18 protein-coding genes are annotated in these 16,621 nt (G+C 42.6%); 10 read left to right on the top strand and 8 right to left on the bottom strand.

Features of this window, described 5'->3' with window-relative positions:
* Positions 1 to 44: 44 nt before the first annotated feature.
* Positions 45 to 332 carry a carboxymuconolactone decarboxylase family protein gene (locus QWZ05_RS00840; protein WP_264875763.1) on the bottom strand — a complete coding sequence of 96 codons (288 nt, stop codon included), beginning with the start codon at positions 330 to 332 and terminating at the stop codon, positions 45 to 47.
* A 228-nt stretch (positions 333 to 560) separates the two neighbouring features.
* Between QWZ05_RS00840 and QWZ05_RS00835 the strand changes: the two genes are divergently transcribed.
* On the top strand, positions 561 to 749 hold the full coding sequence (locus tag QWZ05_RS00835; protein WP_264875764.1) for a hypothetical protein: 189 nt from the start codon (positions 561 to 563) through the stop codon (positions 747 to 749).
* Between the two features lie 49 nt (positions 750 to 798).
* Here the strand turns inward: QWZ05_RS00835 and QWZ05_RS00830 are convergent, their stop codons facing one another.
* Positions 799 to 1,542, bottom strand: coding sequence for a nuclear transport factor 2 family protein (locus QWZ05_RS00830; RefSeq protein WP_290295969.1), 744 nt, complete (start codon positions 1,540 to 1,542; stop codon positions 799 to 801).
* 151 nt (positions 1,543 to 1,693) lie between these two features.
* Between QWZ05_RS00830 and QWZ05_RS00825 the strand changes: the two genes are divergently transcribed.
* Together QWZ05_RS00825 and QWZ05_RS00820 are read left to right on the top strand one after the other, a co-directional pair.
* Positions 1,694 to 2,068 carry a DUF2237 family protein gene (locus QWZ05_RS00825; RefSeq protein ID WP_290295967.1) on the top strand — a complete coding sequence of 125 codons (375 nt, stop codon included), beginning with the start codon at positions 1,694 to 1,696 and terminating at the stop codon, positions 2,066 to 2,068.
* Between the two features lie 178 nt (positions 2,069 to 2,246).
* Entirely contained in the window at positions 2,247 to 2,738 is a 492-nt protein-coding gene (locus QWZ05_RS00820) for a VOC family protein (protein WP_290295966.1), read from the top strand.
* A gap of 78 nt (positions 2,739 to 2,816) precedes the next feature.
* On the opposite strand, the gene QWZ05_RS00815 is transcribed toward QWZ05_RS00820, so the two are convergent.
* The gene (locus QWZ05_RS00815) at positions 2,817 to 3,059 is read right to left on the bottom strand and encodes a hypothetical protein (protein ID WP_290295964.1); all 243 of its coding nucleotides are present in this window, start codon (positions 3,057 to 3,059) and stop codon (positions 2,817 to 2,819) included.
* A 359-nt stretch (positions 3,060 to 3,418) separates the two neighbouring features.
* Between QWZ05_RS00815 and QWZ05_RS00810 the strand changes: the two genes are divergently transcribed.
* Entirely contained in the window at positions 3,419 to 3,667 is a 249-nt protein-coding gene (locus QWZ05_RS00810; protein ID WP_290295962.1) for a DUF2860 family protein, read from the top strand.
* A 785-nt stretch (positions 3,668 to 4,452) separates the two neighbouring features.
* On the opposite strand, the gene QWZ05_RS00805 is transcribed toward QWZ05_RS00810, so the two are convergent.
* The gene (locus QWZ05_RS00805; RefSeq protein ID WP_290295960.1) at positions 4,453 to 5,052 is read right to left on the bottom strand and encodes a pentapeptide repeat-containing protein; all 600 of its coding nucleotides are present in this window, start codon (positions 5,050 to 5,052) and stop codon (positions 4,453 to 4,455) included.
* Positions 5,053 to 5,161: 109 nt separating this feature from the next.
* On the opposite strand from QWZ05_RS00805, the gene QWZ05_RS00800 reads away from it, so the two are divergent.
* The 6 genes from QWZ05_RS00800 to QWZ05_RS00775 all read left to right on the top strand — a co-directional run bounded on the left by QWZ05_RS00800 (position 5,162) and on the right by QWZ05_RS00775 (position 11,346).
* Entirely contained in the window at positions 5,162 to 5,683 is a 522-nt protein-coding gene (locus tag QWZ05_RS00800) for a DUF2058 domain-containing protein (protein ID WP_264875770.1), read from the top strand.
* 325 nt (positions 5,684 to 6,008) lie between these two features.
* Positions 6,009 to 7,340 carry a ferredoxin reductase family protein gene (locus QWZ05_RS00795; protein WP_290295957.1) on the top strand — a complete coding sequence of 444 codons (1,332 nt, stop codon included), beginning with the start codon at positions 6,009 to 6,011 and terminating at the stop codon, positions 7,338 to 7,340.
* Positions 7,341 to 7,494: 154 nt separating this feature from the next.
* Positions 7,495 to 8,643, top strand: a complete 1,149-nt coding sequence (locus QWZ05_RS00790; RefSeq protein ID WP_290295956.1) for a glycoside hydrolase family 5 protein — start codon at positions 7,495 to 7,497, stop codon at positions 8,641 to 8,643.
* A gap of 172 nt (positions 8,644 to 8,815) precedes the next feature.
* On the top strand, positions 8,816 to 9,064 hold the full coding sequence (locus tag QWZ05_RS00785; protein WP_290295954.1) for a hypothetical protein: 249 nt from the start codon (positions 8,816 to 8,818) through the stop codon (positions 9,062 to 9,064).
* A gap of 9 nt (positions 9,065 to 9,073) precedes the next feature.
* Positions 9,074 to 9,964, top strand: a complete 891-nt coding sequence (locus tag QWZ05_RS00780) for a DMT family transporter (protein WP_290295952.1) — start codon at positions 9,074 to 9,076, stop codon at positions 9,962 to 9,964.
* Between the two features lie 776 nt (positions 9,965 to 10,740).
* Positions 10,741 to 11,346: a thioredoxin domain-containing protein gene (locus QWZ05_RS00775; RefSeq protein WP_290295951.1), complete on the top strand. Its 606-nt coding sequence runs from the start codon at positions 10,741 to 10,743 to the stop codon at positions 11,344 to 11,346.
* Positions 11,347 to 11,680: 334 nt separating this feature from the next.
* Here QWZ05_RS00775 and QWZ05_RS00770 read toward each other — a convergent pair whose 3' ends face one another.
* From QWZ05_RS00770 to QWZ05_RS00755, 4 genes are all read right to left on the bottom strand, one after another.
* The gene (locus QWZ05_RS00770) at positions 11,681 to 12,499 is read right to left on the bottom strand and encodes a hypothetical protein (RefSeq protein ID WP_290295949.1); all 819 of its coding nucleotides are present in this window, start codon (positions 12,497 to 12,499) and stop codon (positions 11,681 to 11,683) included.
* Positions 12,500 to 12,827: 328 nt separating this feature from the next.
* Positions 12,828 to 14,099 (bottom strand): serine hydrolase domain-containing protein, encoded by a 1,272-nt coding sequence (locus QWZ05_RS00765; protein ID WP_264875777.1) that lies wholly within the window; start codon positions 14,097 to 14,099, stop codon positions 12,828 to 12,830.
* 276 nt (positions 14,100 to 14,375) lie between these two features.
* The gene (locus tag QWZ05_RS00760) at positions 14,376 to 15,158 is read right to left on the bottom strand and encodes a hypothetical protein (protein ID WP_290295947.1); all 783 of its coding nucleotides are present in this window, start codon (positions 15,156 to 15,158) and stop codon (positions 14,376 to 14,378) included.
* Between the two features lie 178 nt (positions 15,159 to 15,336).
* Entirely contained in the window at positions 15,337 to 16,611 is a 1,275-nt protein-coding gene (locus QWZ05_RS00755) for a serine hydrolase domain-containing protein (protein ID WP_264875779.1), read from the bottom strand.
* Positions 16,612 to 16,621: the final 10 nt, after the last annotated feature.

Raw genomic sequence — 16,621 nt, 5'->3', positions numbered from 1 at the left:
TTTGAACCTGTCTGTGTGTTCAAGATGAGATTCAACAACGATATTTAAACATAAGTGTCTAGGTCGATTTTGTAACGCTGCAGTACCTCTTGCATCTGCAGCTTCTTTTGCCCAGCCGAAACCGCCATCACTTTCGCAGTGACATCTGAAATTTCACCTTTAGTGATACCAGCTTTTTTGGCTTGTTTTAAATAATAGTGAGTACAAGGTAAGCAATTCATTGCCATCGCAGCGGAAAGTCCCACAAGCAGCTCAGTTTTACTATCCAAGTGTTCGTTATCGTGAGTTGAACTATAGAATTGACTATAAGAATCAGTATGTTTACCTAACATTTAACATTCCTTGTCTTGTGTACAGTAACTGTGAGCAGTCTATAGTCACACCATGCTATCCGATATTCCTTACCTAAGATCAGTATTCTGTCGCTTAGCCAACTTCTCAAAAACTCAAATAACCATAAAAATATTATGGAATTATATTATGCCTCTTCCTATAGTTTTATAGGGTATGGGTAAAAACGATCCTAACTTCAATCAACGACAACATTGAGGGATCAACTAATGAGTGATAAATGTGTTTACTGTGGGAGCACGATCAGTAGCTCCTGCTCTTGTTGGAAAGCAAAATCGACGAGTGATTTCACTGATGACGGAGAAATCGTATTGTGTGAAATTTGCCAAGGCGAAAATGATATGTGCTGTAGCCACTGTATTAGTGACAAGCCAAAAGCGCTATTAGAAGAAGTTTAACGACGCCCATGATACCCCTAGGTGAATGATCCCTAGGGGTACTCTCAGTTTAAAACTTACCACCATTAACCCACTCGTGCTTTGGCAGTACTGGCTCTTGGTTTACCCAGATTTCATTTATCAATCCAGCCTCTAACCTAAATACATCAAAGCGAGCAATCTCTTGGTTCCCCTCTATGACGCGGCTGTATGCCACTACCATGTCACCTTGACCAATGATCTTGAACACTTGGTCGTAACAGCCAGTATAGCTCTCGAATGATTTCACATCACTCGCTTGGTGACTGACAAGGCTCTTATCTAAATATTGTTCGAGTTTATCTGACTGCCCCAACACCATCACGTCACACAGGAACTCTCTTACTAACTCTTTATTTTCCTCAGTTCCTTCATCCGTCGAAGGATAACTAGGGCCACTGATTTGGTCTGTATCAGAGCCAGGTTCAGTGTCATAGGCAGCAATGACGTCCCAATGCTCAATGATCTTATCATCGCTATCTGTATCAAAAAGATCGGTTGTTACCCACTTAGCCTCACCATTATTAATATCTTGAAAGGCTGATACAAACACATACTGACCATCGACTACTGCACGCACGATTCGGATGTCGCGGTCTTTACAACGCTCCAAGAAAGGCTCAAAAAACTCTACAAACCCTTCTATACCATTTCGTACCCCGGTGCTGTGCTGGGTATAACGACGTCCGGTATATTTGGTCACCGCTTCACGTGCAAACCCATCCCTGATTCCTTCCATATAGAGATTGGTGGCATTTTCTAGTTTCTGGCTCATCTAACTCTCCCGCTATCTGCTTCCTAACAAGGCTAGTTGATGGCTGCAATACTCTCTAGATTTTTTGCCAGATGTTCTTTGACTCGAGACCATCAATTGATTGGCTACAATGTAACGTAAGTACTTAAACATCACTAAAGGTGTCATAACCATGAAAGAAGGACTCAACGTATACGGTGACCCACTATCACCGTGCAGTTGCACCCCAATGACTGGCTATTTTCGCGATGGGTATTGCAGAACCGACGCGAGCGATTTTGGCCGTCACGTTATCTGTTCGGAAGTAACGGAGGCATTTTTAGAGTACACAAAAAATCAAGGCAATGACTTATCCACGCCATTACCCGAGTATGGGTTCAAGGGCCTAAGCCCAGGAGATCGTTGGTGCCTTTGCGCACAGCGTTGGAAAGAAGCATGGGAGGCAGGTTGTGCTCCACTGGTTGTTTTATCAAGCTGTGAAGAAAGCTCTTTGGATGTCGTACCAATGGAAGTACTAGAGCTTTATGCTGTAACTAGTAATTACTAGACATCCAAGCGTTGGACATGAGGTGTCTCTTGACATTGATAACCTTAAGTTATCACAATTAAAATTTTTAATAATTTTAGAAAATCAACTTATCTCCATATACTTTCCTCATCGAAACGACATCGGGTTAAACCTCGATTCAACTAAAGAAACAAATTCCTTATTCGGAGAGCACAAAATGAAAATGAATCACGTAGGCATCATGGTTGGCGATATGGATCAAGCGGTTGAGTTTTATACTAAAGCGCTAGGCCTAAGAATCGTAATGAACAATACTAAAGTCATTGAAGAGCGCGAGTCTGCTATCGGCAGAATGTGTATCGCAGTATTTGGTGAAGGCTTTAATGGATTCAACATCGCTCACCTAGTAACCTCTGATGGCATCGGTGTTGAGCTTTTCGAAATGAAAGAGCGTCAAGAGCGTCACGAAGTAGACTTCTCTCGTCTAGGTATCTTCCACTTCTGTTTGCAACTACCAAAAGAGCAGTTTGCTTCAGCAATCAAACGCGTTGAAGAGTTTGGTGGTAAGGTTCGTATGGACATCATGCGCTACCACCCAGAAGATGATTCTAAACAAGCGCAAATGGTTTACCTAGAAGACCCGTTTGGCAATTTGTTCGAATTTTACTCGCACAGTTACGAAGATACTTACGCTTCTGATTACGAGTAATATAGTTTAAGCAATACTTTGTATTGACCAATATTGGGTGGGGGTTTGTCCCCCACCCTTTTTTATTTTCACCTATAACTAAGCATAAGCTCTCAACTCTTTTGAGTATTCTCTACTTTTAATCACATCAAACAAGCCTCTCATATCAAAGTCCTTAATCGGACAGTCAACGGATACATGGTCTAACCAGAACACATCAAAGAGTAAGTGAATATCTTGAGTCAACAGGCTTAAACTCTCCTCACTCAACTCTCGCAAACCATAACCCCAAGCCATTGATATATCGATAAAGATTATTCTTCCATGGTACAACCTGGTCATTTCCCTAACGTAGTTGTTCTGAACTCCTGCGACAAGGTAGATTTTACACTCGCCCTCACCAACATCAATCACGTTATAAGGTCTGTCATTCAAGTAAATTTTATTTCTGTAGCTATCACATGCTCGCATAATATATTGAATCGTTTTTTACCTCTTAGTTAATTTCTTTTATTCAATCTAAATGGCTTTCCATTCCCGCTAAAGCAATACGAGAAATTCATATTTGAATATCTCGACAGAGTGGTGTGCAAAAATGAATAACAGTTAAACGTATTATTAGTTCGGTAGATATTTAATATATACCTCATCTAAAGGGACTGGAGAGAAAACAGGGAAACTAATTTAACTGAGATAATCTAATGCGTATAAATAAAGTACTGGCTTTTACTGCTCTAACTACTGTATCTGTTTCAACTTCTGCCTTTGAAGCTAATCGCCTATCTGGTGAAATCATGTTTGCAACGGGCTACGTGTCTACCAACTCTAACCTCAGCGTGAACACTGACAGCAAAATTGACGATCTAAACAGCAAAGGTAGTCACAGTAATGATTTTGTCGTCATGCCTCTTGGTCAAATCCAGTATGATTTAGGTAAGACTCGTAACTAACGTATTTACTTAGGTACTTCACGTGATGACCTTTCCGTAGGTGACTTAAGGGCCATGACTTAACCCTCATAGAAGTAGAGAAATTCAGGCTCACAATCATACAGTGCCAATATGCGTTCGAAACATGAAAACGTCCAGATAATCACGGCATCGTGATTGTATTGTCTTACGCCAATTCTCTTGTATTTTAGATGATACTCTCTCGCTCGTTCCAGTGTCATATATACCTCACTAATTTTGAGGCGCATTTATATCAAACGTGTTCTTTCAGTTGTGAATATCAGTTAGTCACAAAACAAATTACCTACAAATTAAAAACTGACACTCACTATAGATTGAGCAACTGATATTCACTTATTAATGCAATTATTCATTACACTGACTTTATTCCTTCAATAAGCGATAAAAACAGAGCAAAGTGACATTAATCAAGATTATTTTCGACCAAACTTACGATCCAAAACAAAGAGGTAAGCAATGATTGGTTTTCCGATGCTGCTATTTCTAGTCGTCGCCATCCCCTAACTCTTAGGAGCATAAAATGCTGATACCAGTAACTATTGATTTTGTTGTGATCATTACTGCCTTGATCATTGCATGCTATACAAAACCGAAAAGTCTATCGTTACCTTAATATTGAGTTTATCAATACAGGTATTATCAATGACAAAAAGGGTTGGCGATTTGCCAACCCTTTATACTACTCGTGAATTGAATGAACATTACCAGAGCAAGACTACACCTGCTCTTTTTGCAGTTGATCTTGCCCGCAGTTGACATCAGCACTAATCAACCAACTTCACCCCTAAACTCTCAAGTAAGTTCAGTGCCTCAAGCTTAGAGAACTGGGCGCCTTTTAATTGGTTGTCTAACACACTCATTGAAAAACTGTGTGAATCGGTTAAGTCAGCACCAGTCAAGTTGGTGCGCATAAATTGGGCTTCGTTGAGATCGCATTCTGTCATCTGTGCTTGGGATAGATCGGCCTCTCTAAAATCAACATCTACCAGCTGACATTGGTCAAACTTTATCTCTTGCAAGGTCAGCCCATAGAAGGAGCTTCCGTTAAGAATACATTCGATAAAACGCATTTCTGGGTCAGCTCGGTAGGTTGGCCAATCGGCTTTAGTCCAATCAACACCAACAAGCTTGCTTTGACGAAACTCAATATTCAAAAACTGAGTCAATGAAAACTGCACTAAGCTGAGGTTACAACTGACAAAGGAACAGTCTAAAAAGCGACAACGACGAAACACAGCGTCAGAGAAATCACAATCAATGAACTCACACTCTTCAAACACCGTTTCAAGCTGTGTTTCACCCTTGAAGGTGTACTTATCAAACTGTTGATCGTAATACTCTTCATTATTCTTGATAAGGGTCATTTTACACCTTCTGTTGGTTTCAATATTACGGCCACTTAGCGATCGCAACTGCTTTATTTGTCTATTTTGAACGGTTAAAATAGCGCAAACTTTAAAGATTGGACATACCATGGCAAAACTATCACTTCAGGAGCAGATGCTGAAAGCGGGCTTAGTTAACGAGAAAAAGCTCAAGAAAGCGAAAAAAGGCTCAAAAAAATCTCGCGTTCAAGCTCGCGAAGTTAAAGCAGCAGTAGAAGAACAAAAACGCGCTCAACAAGAACGCGACAAAGCACTAAGTGAACAACAAAATGCTGAGCGCCTGTCTAAAGAAGTTCGCGCACAAGTGAAGCAACTGATTCAAATGAACAAACTTGATTTAGCTGATGGTGAGATCAAGTATAACTTCACTGATGGCACGCTAGTTAAATCACTCTACGTAGACTCTCTAACCCAAGAGCAGCTTAGTAAAGGCATCCTAGCCATTGCCCGTTTAGAGGAAGGCTACGCTGTAATTCCAGGTGTCGTTGCTAACAAGATCGCTGAGCGTGATGTGGACTCTATCATTGATCACAAGACCGCCGCCGATGATGCGCCAGATGAAGATGACCCTTACGCAGACTTCGTCGTGCCAGATGACCTTATGTGGTAAACACTACCAAGCAGGGTTGCGCATTCACGCTGCCCTGCTTTCCTATTCCCTCTGCGTTTTCTTATTCATCTCCCAAGCTACCTTCCAATACCAACAAACCGGTCGTCAACAGCAAGTCGTCAACAAACAACTCCTCTCCAAACAAGTCCTCTACAAAGTGTGTCTATTTTGGGTTGAATCCACCGTTTCGCACTAACCATTAACTATTTTTAATCTTCAATCCATGTCCATTTAAGACAAGATTGGTATAGTGCGCACCCTCTGTTCAGCGCTGTAATTTTGCGTGAACTACAATTTAATTAATTCAGAAATTTCGAGCATAACAATGAATAAAATTGCTATCGCATTTGGGCTTTCTCTCGCTGCAACCATTCTGCTTTGGATGAGTGTCGACACCTTGAGCCCTGTACCTTTGACACATATGGCCTACAAACATGCTTTCGTGCAGCTCACTGGCGTTATTGCCATCGTGACGATGAGTTTGTGCATGATAACAAGCCTACGCCTGTCGCTGATAAATAGGCTGGTTGGGGGATTAGACAAAACCTATCGGCTGCACAAGTGGTTTGGCGTAGCGAGCTTTATTTTTTCGGTTATCCATTGGCTTGCCGGTGATATCGCCTCGAAAATTGTGCCGTTGAAAGAAATCGGTAAACGCGCAAGACATCAGCATGGTGAATCGGGTCATTTTATTATCGACTTTTTTCACCAGAATCGTGAGCTTGCAGAAGTTGTAGGTGAATATGGTTTTTATGCGCTAGTTGCGTTTGTATTTATCGCGTTAGCTCGGTTTATTCCTTATCATATTTTCCGTAAAGCCCATCATGTCATTGCAATCATTTTCCTCTCTCTGGTGTTTCACTCTGTGTTGCTCACCAAAGGCCAATATTGGGCAACGCCATTTGGTGTTATCTATGGTCTGATTATGCTTCTCGGCACAATTGCTGCAGTGATGAGCTTAATGGGGAAAATCGGCCATGGAAACAAAGCGTCTGGGCGAATTGCGCACATTGTCAAACACCCAGATATTGATGTCGTTGAAGCTACGGTTGTGGTCGACGAGCATTGGCAAGGGCACAAACCTGGACAATTTGCATTTTTAACATCAAAACGTGCTGAAGGTGCGCACCCTTACACCATAGCCTCATCATGGAATGCAGAGAGCCGTGAGCTCACATTCATCATCAAGGCGCTTGGAGACTGGACTAGTCAACTCAAAGACTGGTTCAAAATTGATATGCCCGTCACTGTTGAAGGGCCTTATGGTCAATTTAATTTTAGCGATTCACCAAAAAATCAAATCTGGATTGGTGCAGGTATTGGCATTACACCCTTTATCGCCAAGCTCAAAGAGCTCGAGCAAACACCTTCGCAGGCTCCGATCTCGCTCTTTGTATGCGCAGATCATGTCTCTGATGAATTAAGACAACGCTTAGAAACTCGAGCAAGTAAGGCCGGCGTCACTGTGCACTGGTATCTCGACTCAGAAGGAAAACGCCTATCCGCTGAGTTCATCTCACAAAGCGTTGGGAGCTTAAATGACACTAGTATATGGTTTTGCGGCCCTGATAAGTTCGGCAAAATACTCAAAAAAGGTCTGATAAAAAAAGGCTTATCTCGCCTCCATTTCCATCAAGAAATGTTTAAATTTCGATAATGATGACAGAGAGCGCTTCGGCGCTCTTTTTGTTTCATAGTTATGTGAAGGAATTTGTATTTATCAAAAATAAACAAACACTTGTGAGCTAATCTACATTCCGTACAAGGCCTCTGTGCTCAACTTAGTTCAGCAGAAAAATGGAGACCTCACTGTGAAAGCGCAAAAACGGTATGTTATTGGCACCGCCCTACTTGGTGCTTTAGTCTTGTCAGCTTGCGGCTCAAGCTCAAACAACGAACAGGCACAGGTAGTTCTGGACGAAAGCTACTATAGCGATATCTACAATTGGAATGAAAGCAAAGGCCTCGCATCAAGCTTTTTAGGTCGTGGCATCAATATGGGTAACTTTTTCGAGTCTCCCAACTATGAAGGCGAATGGAATGGTGATTTAACCATTCAAGCGAGCGATTTCGCCAACATTGCCAACCAAGGCTTTGCCAGTGTTCGTATTCCCGTGCGCTGGAACGCACACGCGCAAGAAAATGCGCCTTTCACTCTAGATTCAGCCTTCGTCGATAGAGTGAAACAAGTCGTTGATGAAGCCATTCAGGAAGATCTACGGGTAATCATTAATACCCATCACTACAATGAGCTTTTCTACAATAATGGAGAGTTTGAGCACCACCGACAGCGCTTGAACGCGATTTGGTATCAGCTAGCACAGCATTTTCCATTAGACACCTATTCAGAGGACAAACTTGTATTTGAACTGCTCAATGAACCTCACGAAGAGGTCGGCGTAGCAGAATGGAATCTGTTGATCGAAGATCTCACCACGCTTCTATGGCAAGACAATGCCAACACACAAAATAATCCCAGTGGTCAACGAAAGATCATGATTGGCACAGCTGACTGGGGAGGCCCATTTAAGCTCCCAGACCTAAAACTGCCAGCAGAAGCAACACCAGAAAACACCATTATCACCGTCCACTTCTATGAACCTTTTAAGTTCACCCACCAAGGAGCGGAATGGGTTGATGGCGCGCAGAGTTGGGTTGGGACCCGCTGGTTAGGAACGACCGAACAACAGCAGGTTTTATTTGATTATCTTGATGCCGTGTCTGATTGGAACGATCAAGAAGACCGAGGCTATGAAGTCAATATTGGCGAGTTCGGTGTTTACAGTAAAGTCTCCCATCCGGAAGACCAACGTGCCTGGACTGCCTTTATTGCAAGAGAGTCTGAAAAACGCGGCTTTAGCTGGCACTACTGGGAATACAGTTCAGGATTTGGCGCCTATGACCCTTACAGTGAACAATGGCGACTTGCACTGATTGAAGGGCTGATTCCTCAAGATTGACCATCAAATTAGCAAAACACAAAGGCTCTTCCCGCTGAGAGCCTTTTGTGTTTTCTGCGCTATCTGGTGACCCTAATTTGTCTCAGAGTATCGTGGTATTATGCCCCCCGGACAGGTCTTTAGGTGGTAAACTCTTGAGCCTAGACCCCATCCACAATACATAGGAGCTGACATGTATCTTGTTCTGTATTGCCACAATATTGGTATGACGGACTTCTCGCACTTTGAAAGTGAAGACTTTAGTAAAGAAGACGGGTACACCGTTCGAGGTAAATGGCCAAACGAGCCAGCTTTTCGGGCGTACTTAACCAAAGAATTTGGTGATATGAGTGAATTTACGGTCATTGACTTGATCGCAAAAGGGCAAGCGGCAGAAGCGCTATCTCAAGACGAGTTAATGGCACTAGCCACCGAGCGATAAGCGAAAACCATGTCTAGCCAAACCTCTTCAAAAATGATCGCTGTCGCAGCCGTGGCTGCGGTATCTATGGGCACCATTGGCGTCATATCGCGCCTTTCACAGCTCGATGCAGCCACTGTCACCTTCTTCAGGCTCGCTATTGGTGGCGCACTGCTTTTGCTGCTCATACTGCTAACCGGACAAGCAAAACAGCTCAAAACAAAGCCTCACCCACTGATGTTGCTTAATGGCGTTATGCTAGCGGGCTTTATGACGCTTTTTATTGCCTCACTCAACTACACCACCATGCTGATCGCTGTGATGGCCCTCTATTTAGCCCCCGCCGTAGCAACCGTGGCTGCGCATTTTATACTGTCTGAAAAGCTCACTCGATACTCCGTTCTTTCTGTTGCGACAGTATTGTTTGGATTTATGTTAGTGATCTATCAGCCACAACAAAGTTCAGATACACAAGCTTCATGGCAAGGGCTTGCTCTCGCCTTAGGGGGGATGCTGTGCTATGCCAGTTTTATTTTAATCAACCGTAAAATTCCAGGCCACTACCCTGAGTTTAGTAAATGTAGCTGGCAATTCTTAGTCGGTGCACTTTGCGTGCTACCCCTTCTATTTAACGTCGATTTGTCACTGACTGCTGAACAATGGGGCTGGATGTTGCTAGCTGGCTTCCTTCCTGGGTTCATGGGGATAGTGTTGGCCGTCTACGCAATAAAACACCTGCCTGCGGCAACTTACAGCACCGTATCGTATGTTGAACCTATTTCTGCCGTATTACTGGGGTGGATCGTCTTCGCTGAAGCTTTAGAGCCTATTCAGATCCTAGGTTGCGCAATTATTATTGTCGCGAGTGTGGCGCAAGGGGTAAGGCCAAAGAAGCCCAAAGCGGTATTAACAACAAACTAAATCTGGCACTTAAAGTTTAAAAGCCGCTAGTTAATATGGATTGACTAGCGGCTTTATTATTTCTGCGAGTAACAATCACTTTATATAACCATACGGCATTAACCTAGATTGCATTAACGAAACCCTGCATTCAAAATATCATCTTTAGTGAAACATTTATTTATCCACGCAAGGAGCATGCTGACTGAAAAGATGAAAAACAATGCAGTTTAAACACAAACACTTAATCGTAGTTAATACGCTAAGTCTATTAATCGCGCCAAACACATTTGCCGACATAAATGCCTTATCTAAATGTACTATTGAGGCTACACAAGCGATTTGTACTACGCAAATGACGACACCACGATACCAGATTTCTCATCACTCTCGGTGTCGAGTGCAGACATCTCCCTCTGGCTATAGCTATCTTGATTGCAAGCCCAATGAAACTCATCTCTTTGATGCTATTGATCTGCAATCACTACAGGCCGTCGATACAGAATTAATTGCCACCCACAACGGACAAGCGTTACAGGTTTCTAATTTTGTATACGATAAAGGAGGAGTACGAACCATTATTGACTATGTGCCCATTGGCAACCTTACACTGCCGCATCCCAAACAGTCACGTCAAATAAAAGAAATGCTATATCAAAGAACAAAGTCCAATAGAGTTACTATCCTACTATTTGTCTTAATGATCAGTTCTAGCATTAGTACACTTTTAATGGCGTGCCATCAATACCGATTAAAATCTAGATAACTAATCAATTATTATATAAGTTAACACCAACATGACTCACAGAAAAAATCACAGGCTTGCACCTATTGCTAGCTTGTTAGCACTTATATCATCAAATGTTCTTTATGCCTTTGACGAAGGCACCCACTTTAATACGATTGAACAACCAACAACGCAAACCGCTACGGTCACCGTATTTCAATCCATTTACTGCAAACCATGTGCGATTGTACATGGCCCTCTGGTTAAAGCTGTAAATAAGTTGGGGGCTGAATTTCAAGAAGTACCAGTACCTTTTGGTGCGCTTTATGACGATATTCAGCGAGGCTATGTGCTTGCCCATCGTGAAGGCAAGGCCCAGCAGTACATTGGAAAACTGATCCACCGAGTTCACCACAAGCGCAATGCTGCACCCAAGTGCGTTCAGGACATCATATCTGTTTTGCAAGAGTGTGATGTGAACGGTGAAGTCCTGCTATGTGATTGCAAAGAACTTGAAGACGGCGTCTACAAAATGAACATGCTGGTTAAGCAGTACCGTATTCGTGCGACCCCCACCATTATTGTTAATGGCAACAAGGAAGTCATTCTACATAACTTAAAATCACTCGGTGAGTTGAATGAATTGATTGAATACCTCATCGAACTCGATTCTTAAGCCATAATGGGGTTAGCCTATTGCTATAAAGACACCAAAACCGCTTTAAAGCGGTTTTTTCTTGGCTGAAATAACGAGAATAATTAGTAATTCAGCGATACTAATTTAATGACAATGTATGGTAGAGATAAGTAGAAAGCAACGAAGAATGAAAACCAAGCCAATATTTTTGCAAGGATTTTTTGTTTTGAACTCATGAACAATAAATTTTTGTGAACGGAAAGTTTGGAGTGAAACAAGAGTATTTGACGAGTCTGTATCTAAACGCCCTATCAGAGCGAACAAGATGTGTGTGAGGTGAGGGCCTTCCGTTGGCCTCTCAGTAGCATCTATATTAGAATGAGAATGCTACACCTAGCTTAACTTCGTTGTTATCGAAGCCTTTTCTTGTTGTCTCGCGAGAGGCTAATTGAAGGTATGGTGCAACACCGTCGAAAGCTGTGATTGTGGCTTTTAGTTCAGTGCCCCAACCGCTATCTTTCATGTGGACTGCCTTGTATGCATCTTTAATGTCTTTATTTAGCTCAGCCTTGTGAATACCTTTACCTTGCAGTGTGAGAAAACCAAAATCATAACCCAATACAATATCTGTGCGACCAATTAGTGAGCGACTATCCGCCAACTTACTATACTCTTTAGCAGACTTTCCTTTAGCATTTTGGGCAATATTAAACTTAATTGATGTAGCATCAGTTTGCTTATCAAAACGGTAACGTAATGCAGTATAGAAACCATTACCAAACTGGAGGCCACCTTCTAGGCCTGCTTTAAATGTGTCTGAGTTTTCACCATCAAACCCTTCCAATTGAAGATAAGTGTATTTTTCATCCTCTCCTGGAGCAGAACTCGCCATATCTATCCATGGTGTTTTTTGAGACTTTTCACCTTTAAAAACGTAGCTCATCTGCGGTTTTAAATAAAAGCCATTGTCCATAGCCCACACATAGTTAGTACTCAACTCAACCGCTTTATTGGTATCAACTTCAATGCCGAAACCTAGCCCCATATCCATTGCATACTGTACTTCAACACCCTGCTTAGAGTGGCGGTCACCTTCCATTTTTGATTCGTTGTAAACATCTACTTTGACGGTTGCGAATGAAGGAGCGGATACTGCAGCTAATACTAGTGCAGATAGAATAGTTTTCTTCACGAGAAACTCCGAATATATATTAGTGGATAATTCTGACCTAGGCATCATCAAGAAATATAGGTCTATTCAAGGAACGAAATGAATACTATTCGAATGGTGTAACTTTTAAAACATCAGCACCTTGAAGTTATAACCGCCAGAATATAATTCAATTTAAATTAACAAAGAGAAGATTTAATAATTAAAGTAGCAAGCATTGCCTATTGCCGAATTTAATTTTTACAAGGTGATTGAATCGCTATCGACATCCCTATCGAACTAGCTCAACTCCATTGGGTTAGCATGACAATGACGTTGTTTTACTTACTCATTGTTGTGTTTGTAGATATTATTGAATAGCGTCTAACAAGGCTGGTACCGCATCTATCATGAGCATACTCACAGTACGCACTGCTTGCATTTCGTCTTGTGCACCATTCATCGCGATTACTTTGCCTGTTGCCGGCTCTCCAACAATCACCTGACCATGAATGCCCACCATTAAGATATATCTGTGCCCACCAACATTAAGCACACGGAACTGATCTTTATACCAAGCATCGGCAAGTAGAGCAGAGAATCCATCATGTTTCCAAGCACTTTTAACCTCGTCATTACCATTCATCAGGTTATCAATATACTCCGGAGCTAGGATCTGTTCGCCAGCACGATTCTTACCACCGTTCACTAATACATCCATCATGATTGCAGCGTCTCGAGTGGTTGCATTTAGGCCACCAGACATAACCGCTTCACCTTGTGAGTTTGACTGTAGACGAGCATTATGTTCAAAACCGACGCGCTTCCAAAGACGCTCCTCCATCGCTTGACCAGCAGACATGCCTGTCACCCTCTGAATCAGCATACCTAACACCTCTGTATTCACACATTGATAGTCAAACGCTTGACCTGTTTGTACATCACTTCGCTGACCCAGTGTCGCTGCAAAATCGAGTATCGAGTTCAATTGTGGGTAGTTGTTGACACCATTCCACTCTTGAACGTTTGTCATACGCTCATCCCAAATCTTGCCTGGAGTAAATTCGATCTTAACACCAGAGCGCATATCAAGCACTTCTTGAACGGTTGCATCGGCGAAGCCTGATTGCTTCAATTCTGGTAAGTAATCAGAAATTAGTTTATTCAGTTCAATTTTGCCTTCTTGAACTAATGTTTGCACAGTAAGAGCAGTAAATGACTTAGTTACACTCATCATCAAGTGAAGATGATCTTTATCCATTCCTGACCAGTAGTATTCGTCTACCAGTTGGCCATCTTTCAGTAACACGAGAGATTCGATGTTCAAGCGGTCACGCAGTAGAACATCCATTGGGAGCTCGCCATCAACATCGTGCCCTTTGACCCCCGTTAAATCGAACCCTTTTGCTTTACCGAGGTCATGAGTAAATTCACCTTTTGACATCTCTAGGTTATATGTATATCGATACGCATTTTTAAACGTTAACTTAGCCGATTGGCCTGAGTCCCAGTTTGATTGCGAAACACCAACAGCCGTGGATGCCTCAATATAATCACGGTCTGGTTGGTGAAGTTCGATGGCTTGTGTTCCAAAAGCTGTAGTAAAAGCGATTGCTGCGGCTAGGATAGTTTTCTTCATCATGATTACCTCATTTCAGGGTTATGTGCTCACCGGTCCGTTAAAATTGGTTTACTTTCCTTGTCACAGTGAAACTTGATAAGGTCAATTTAGTCATCTAACTTTTACCAAGCAATTTGGTGGCTGCTAGAGATGATTAGAAATACTGAAAAGCGATTTACGGCGAGAGTTACTGCGCTACAAAAACAAAAAACCACAACACTCCGGCAAGGCCTGAGTATTGTGGTTCTGAAATCACTTGGAGCAAGATAACTTGCCCTTGCAGGCAAGCTAGCTTGATTAGAAGTAGAGGTAATAGTTTACCGCGCCTTGGGTTTCGGTCTTCTTGCTGCCTAGTTTACTTACTGTATATTTAACACCCAGTGATTGGTTATCAGAAACCATGAATCCAGCTCCTAGTTCAATTTCATTCTGAAAGCGTTCGCTCGCCTTCATCGGTGCGTTCTCAATGTAGGTTGTTTTAGGGTTTGCATATAGCCAGTGGCCTGCCTCAAATCCATACATACCATAAACACCAGTCTGAATCAGACCACTAGATCGCGAGTATTTTTTCTTATCACCGTCTTGTTTACCCTCTACGCTTAAGCTTCCATAACCAGCGTAAAGCATAGGAGCAATAATAATGTTGTCTGTGGCTTGCCATTTGTATAGACCACCCACTAAACCAACGAGTGAAGAATCAGAGACACCATCTTTCTTAGCTTTGTGGCCCATAGCGTCTACAGACCAACCAAAGTTAGTATCACGGTCGATATTGAAGTATCGACCACGGAAGTTAACGTTTTTATCGCGATGGTGATAACCCACTTCACCCGTTATGATGTGCTCACCCATACCCCAAACACCGGTTACTTTAGAGTTTGAGCCAGCGCGCTCTAGGCCAAGACCAGTATAGCTAGCGGTTGGATCACCATAGTTAACCTTCTCTTCTTGAGAACCACTGGAATCACCTAATAGCTCTGGATTCTCTGCTACGACTACTTCACCTGTTTTTTCATCTAGGTATGCTGCGTTAGCTGCGAAAGATGACACCATAGCTAGTGCGATAATTGATTTTTTCATTGTTGTTACTCGTTACGATTAAGTGTGTATTCAAGGTGCTAAATAAATACTCCTATGCACCTCATAAATAGCCCTCTTGCTTATTCCTGAAGCTATCAACATCCCTATCGTTTCTACCGCATCCATTTGGGAATCCGTTATGATTGAGCAGCATGGCTACTGTGCCGCTACAAACTTGTTATTTAAGCTCGTCAACAGCTTTGAGAAGTGTTGGCACGACATCTAAAAACGTCATAGATACCGTGCGTGGATGCTGCCAATCATCTTGAGAGCCATGCATTTTTATCACCGTTTTGGTTGCTGGTTCACCGACCGTGACTTGACCAGAGACACCGACAAACGTGATGTAACGACGGCCGTCAACATTGAGAACACGGATTTGATCTTTGTACCAAGCGTCTGCAAGTAGTGCTGAGAATGGGTCATGTTTCCAAGCGCTCTTAACTTCGTCATTTCCTTCAATGAGGTCTTCAATGAACTGCTTTGGTACTACCTGTTCACCAAGGTTGTTTTTACCTTCGTTCATTAGGATGTGCATTAACTTCACACCGTCACGAGCGGTGATGTGCAGGCCACCAGATGCAATGGCTTCACCGTCTCGGTTCGTCATCATTTCCGCACCGTATTCCGCACCCATCTGTTTAAATAGCCTTTCTTCTAGAATTTCCGCGTACCGCTTACCTTCTAGGCGCTCCATGACCTGAGCGAGCATCTCGGTATTCATGCATAGATAGTCGAATGCTTCACCGCGTTTTACGTCTGTGCGTGAAGTTAGCTCTTGAGCCACTTCTATAATATTCTTGTAATCGTATTTAGATGGTCCATTCCAATCTTGAGTTTCACTCATCTTGTCGCTGTACATGCCACCAACATTCTTATGAACAAAGATACCAGAGCGCATATCCGCGACTTGCTCAACAGTTGCACCATCAAACCCAGAGCCTTTTAGTTCTGGGAGGTACTGTGTGATTTGGTCTTTCATGTTGACGCGACCTTCAGCAACAAACGTCGCAAGGAGAATGGCGGTGTAAGACTTAGTGGCGGACATCTCTAAGTGAGTTTTTGCCTTGTGCATACCATTCCAGTATTGCTCGTGAACAAGTTCGCCATCTTTCAATACAACAAGCGAATCGGCCTTTAAGCGCCCCGGTAAGATAACGCTCAACGGGTATTCACCATCAAAATCGTTGCCGGTTAATTTATCTAGGTCTAAACGCTGCTTTGTGTCTCCCAGATTCCAAACATAATTACCCGGGCTCATTTTGATATGATGAGTAAACTTGTATGCCTGCTGATAAGTCATTGACTCGTTTTCACGATCCCAGTTGTCTTGAGTAATACCAACAGCACCCACCTTCTCGAGAAATTGCATGTCTGGTTTGTGCACCTCTGACGCTTGAGCAGCGAAAGCTGTCGTTAAAGCAAAAGTTGCTGCTAAGATTGATTTCTTCATTGTTAAGCCT

The organism is Vibrio agarivorans, assembly GCF_030409635.1.
In the GTDB taxonomy this organism is placed as follows: domain Bacteria; phylum Pseudomonadota; class Gammaproteobacteria; order Enterobacterales; family Vibrionaceae; genus Vibrio; species Vibrio agarivorans.
The sequence above is the reverse complement of the archived record's forward strand: the minus strand, read 5'-3'. Positions and strand labels throughout refer to the sequence as shown.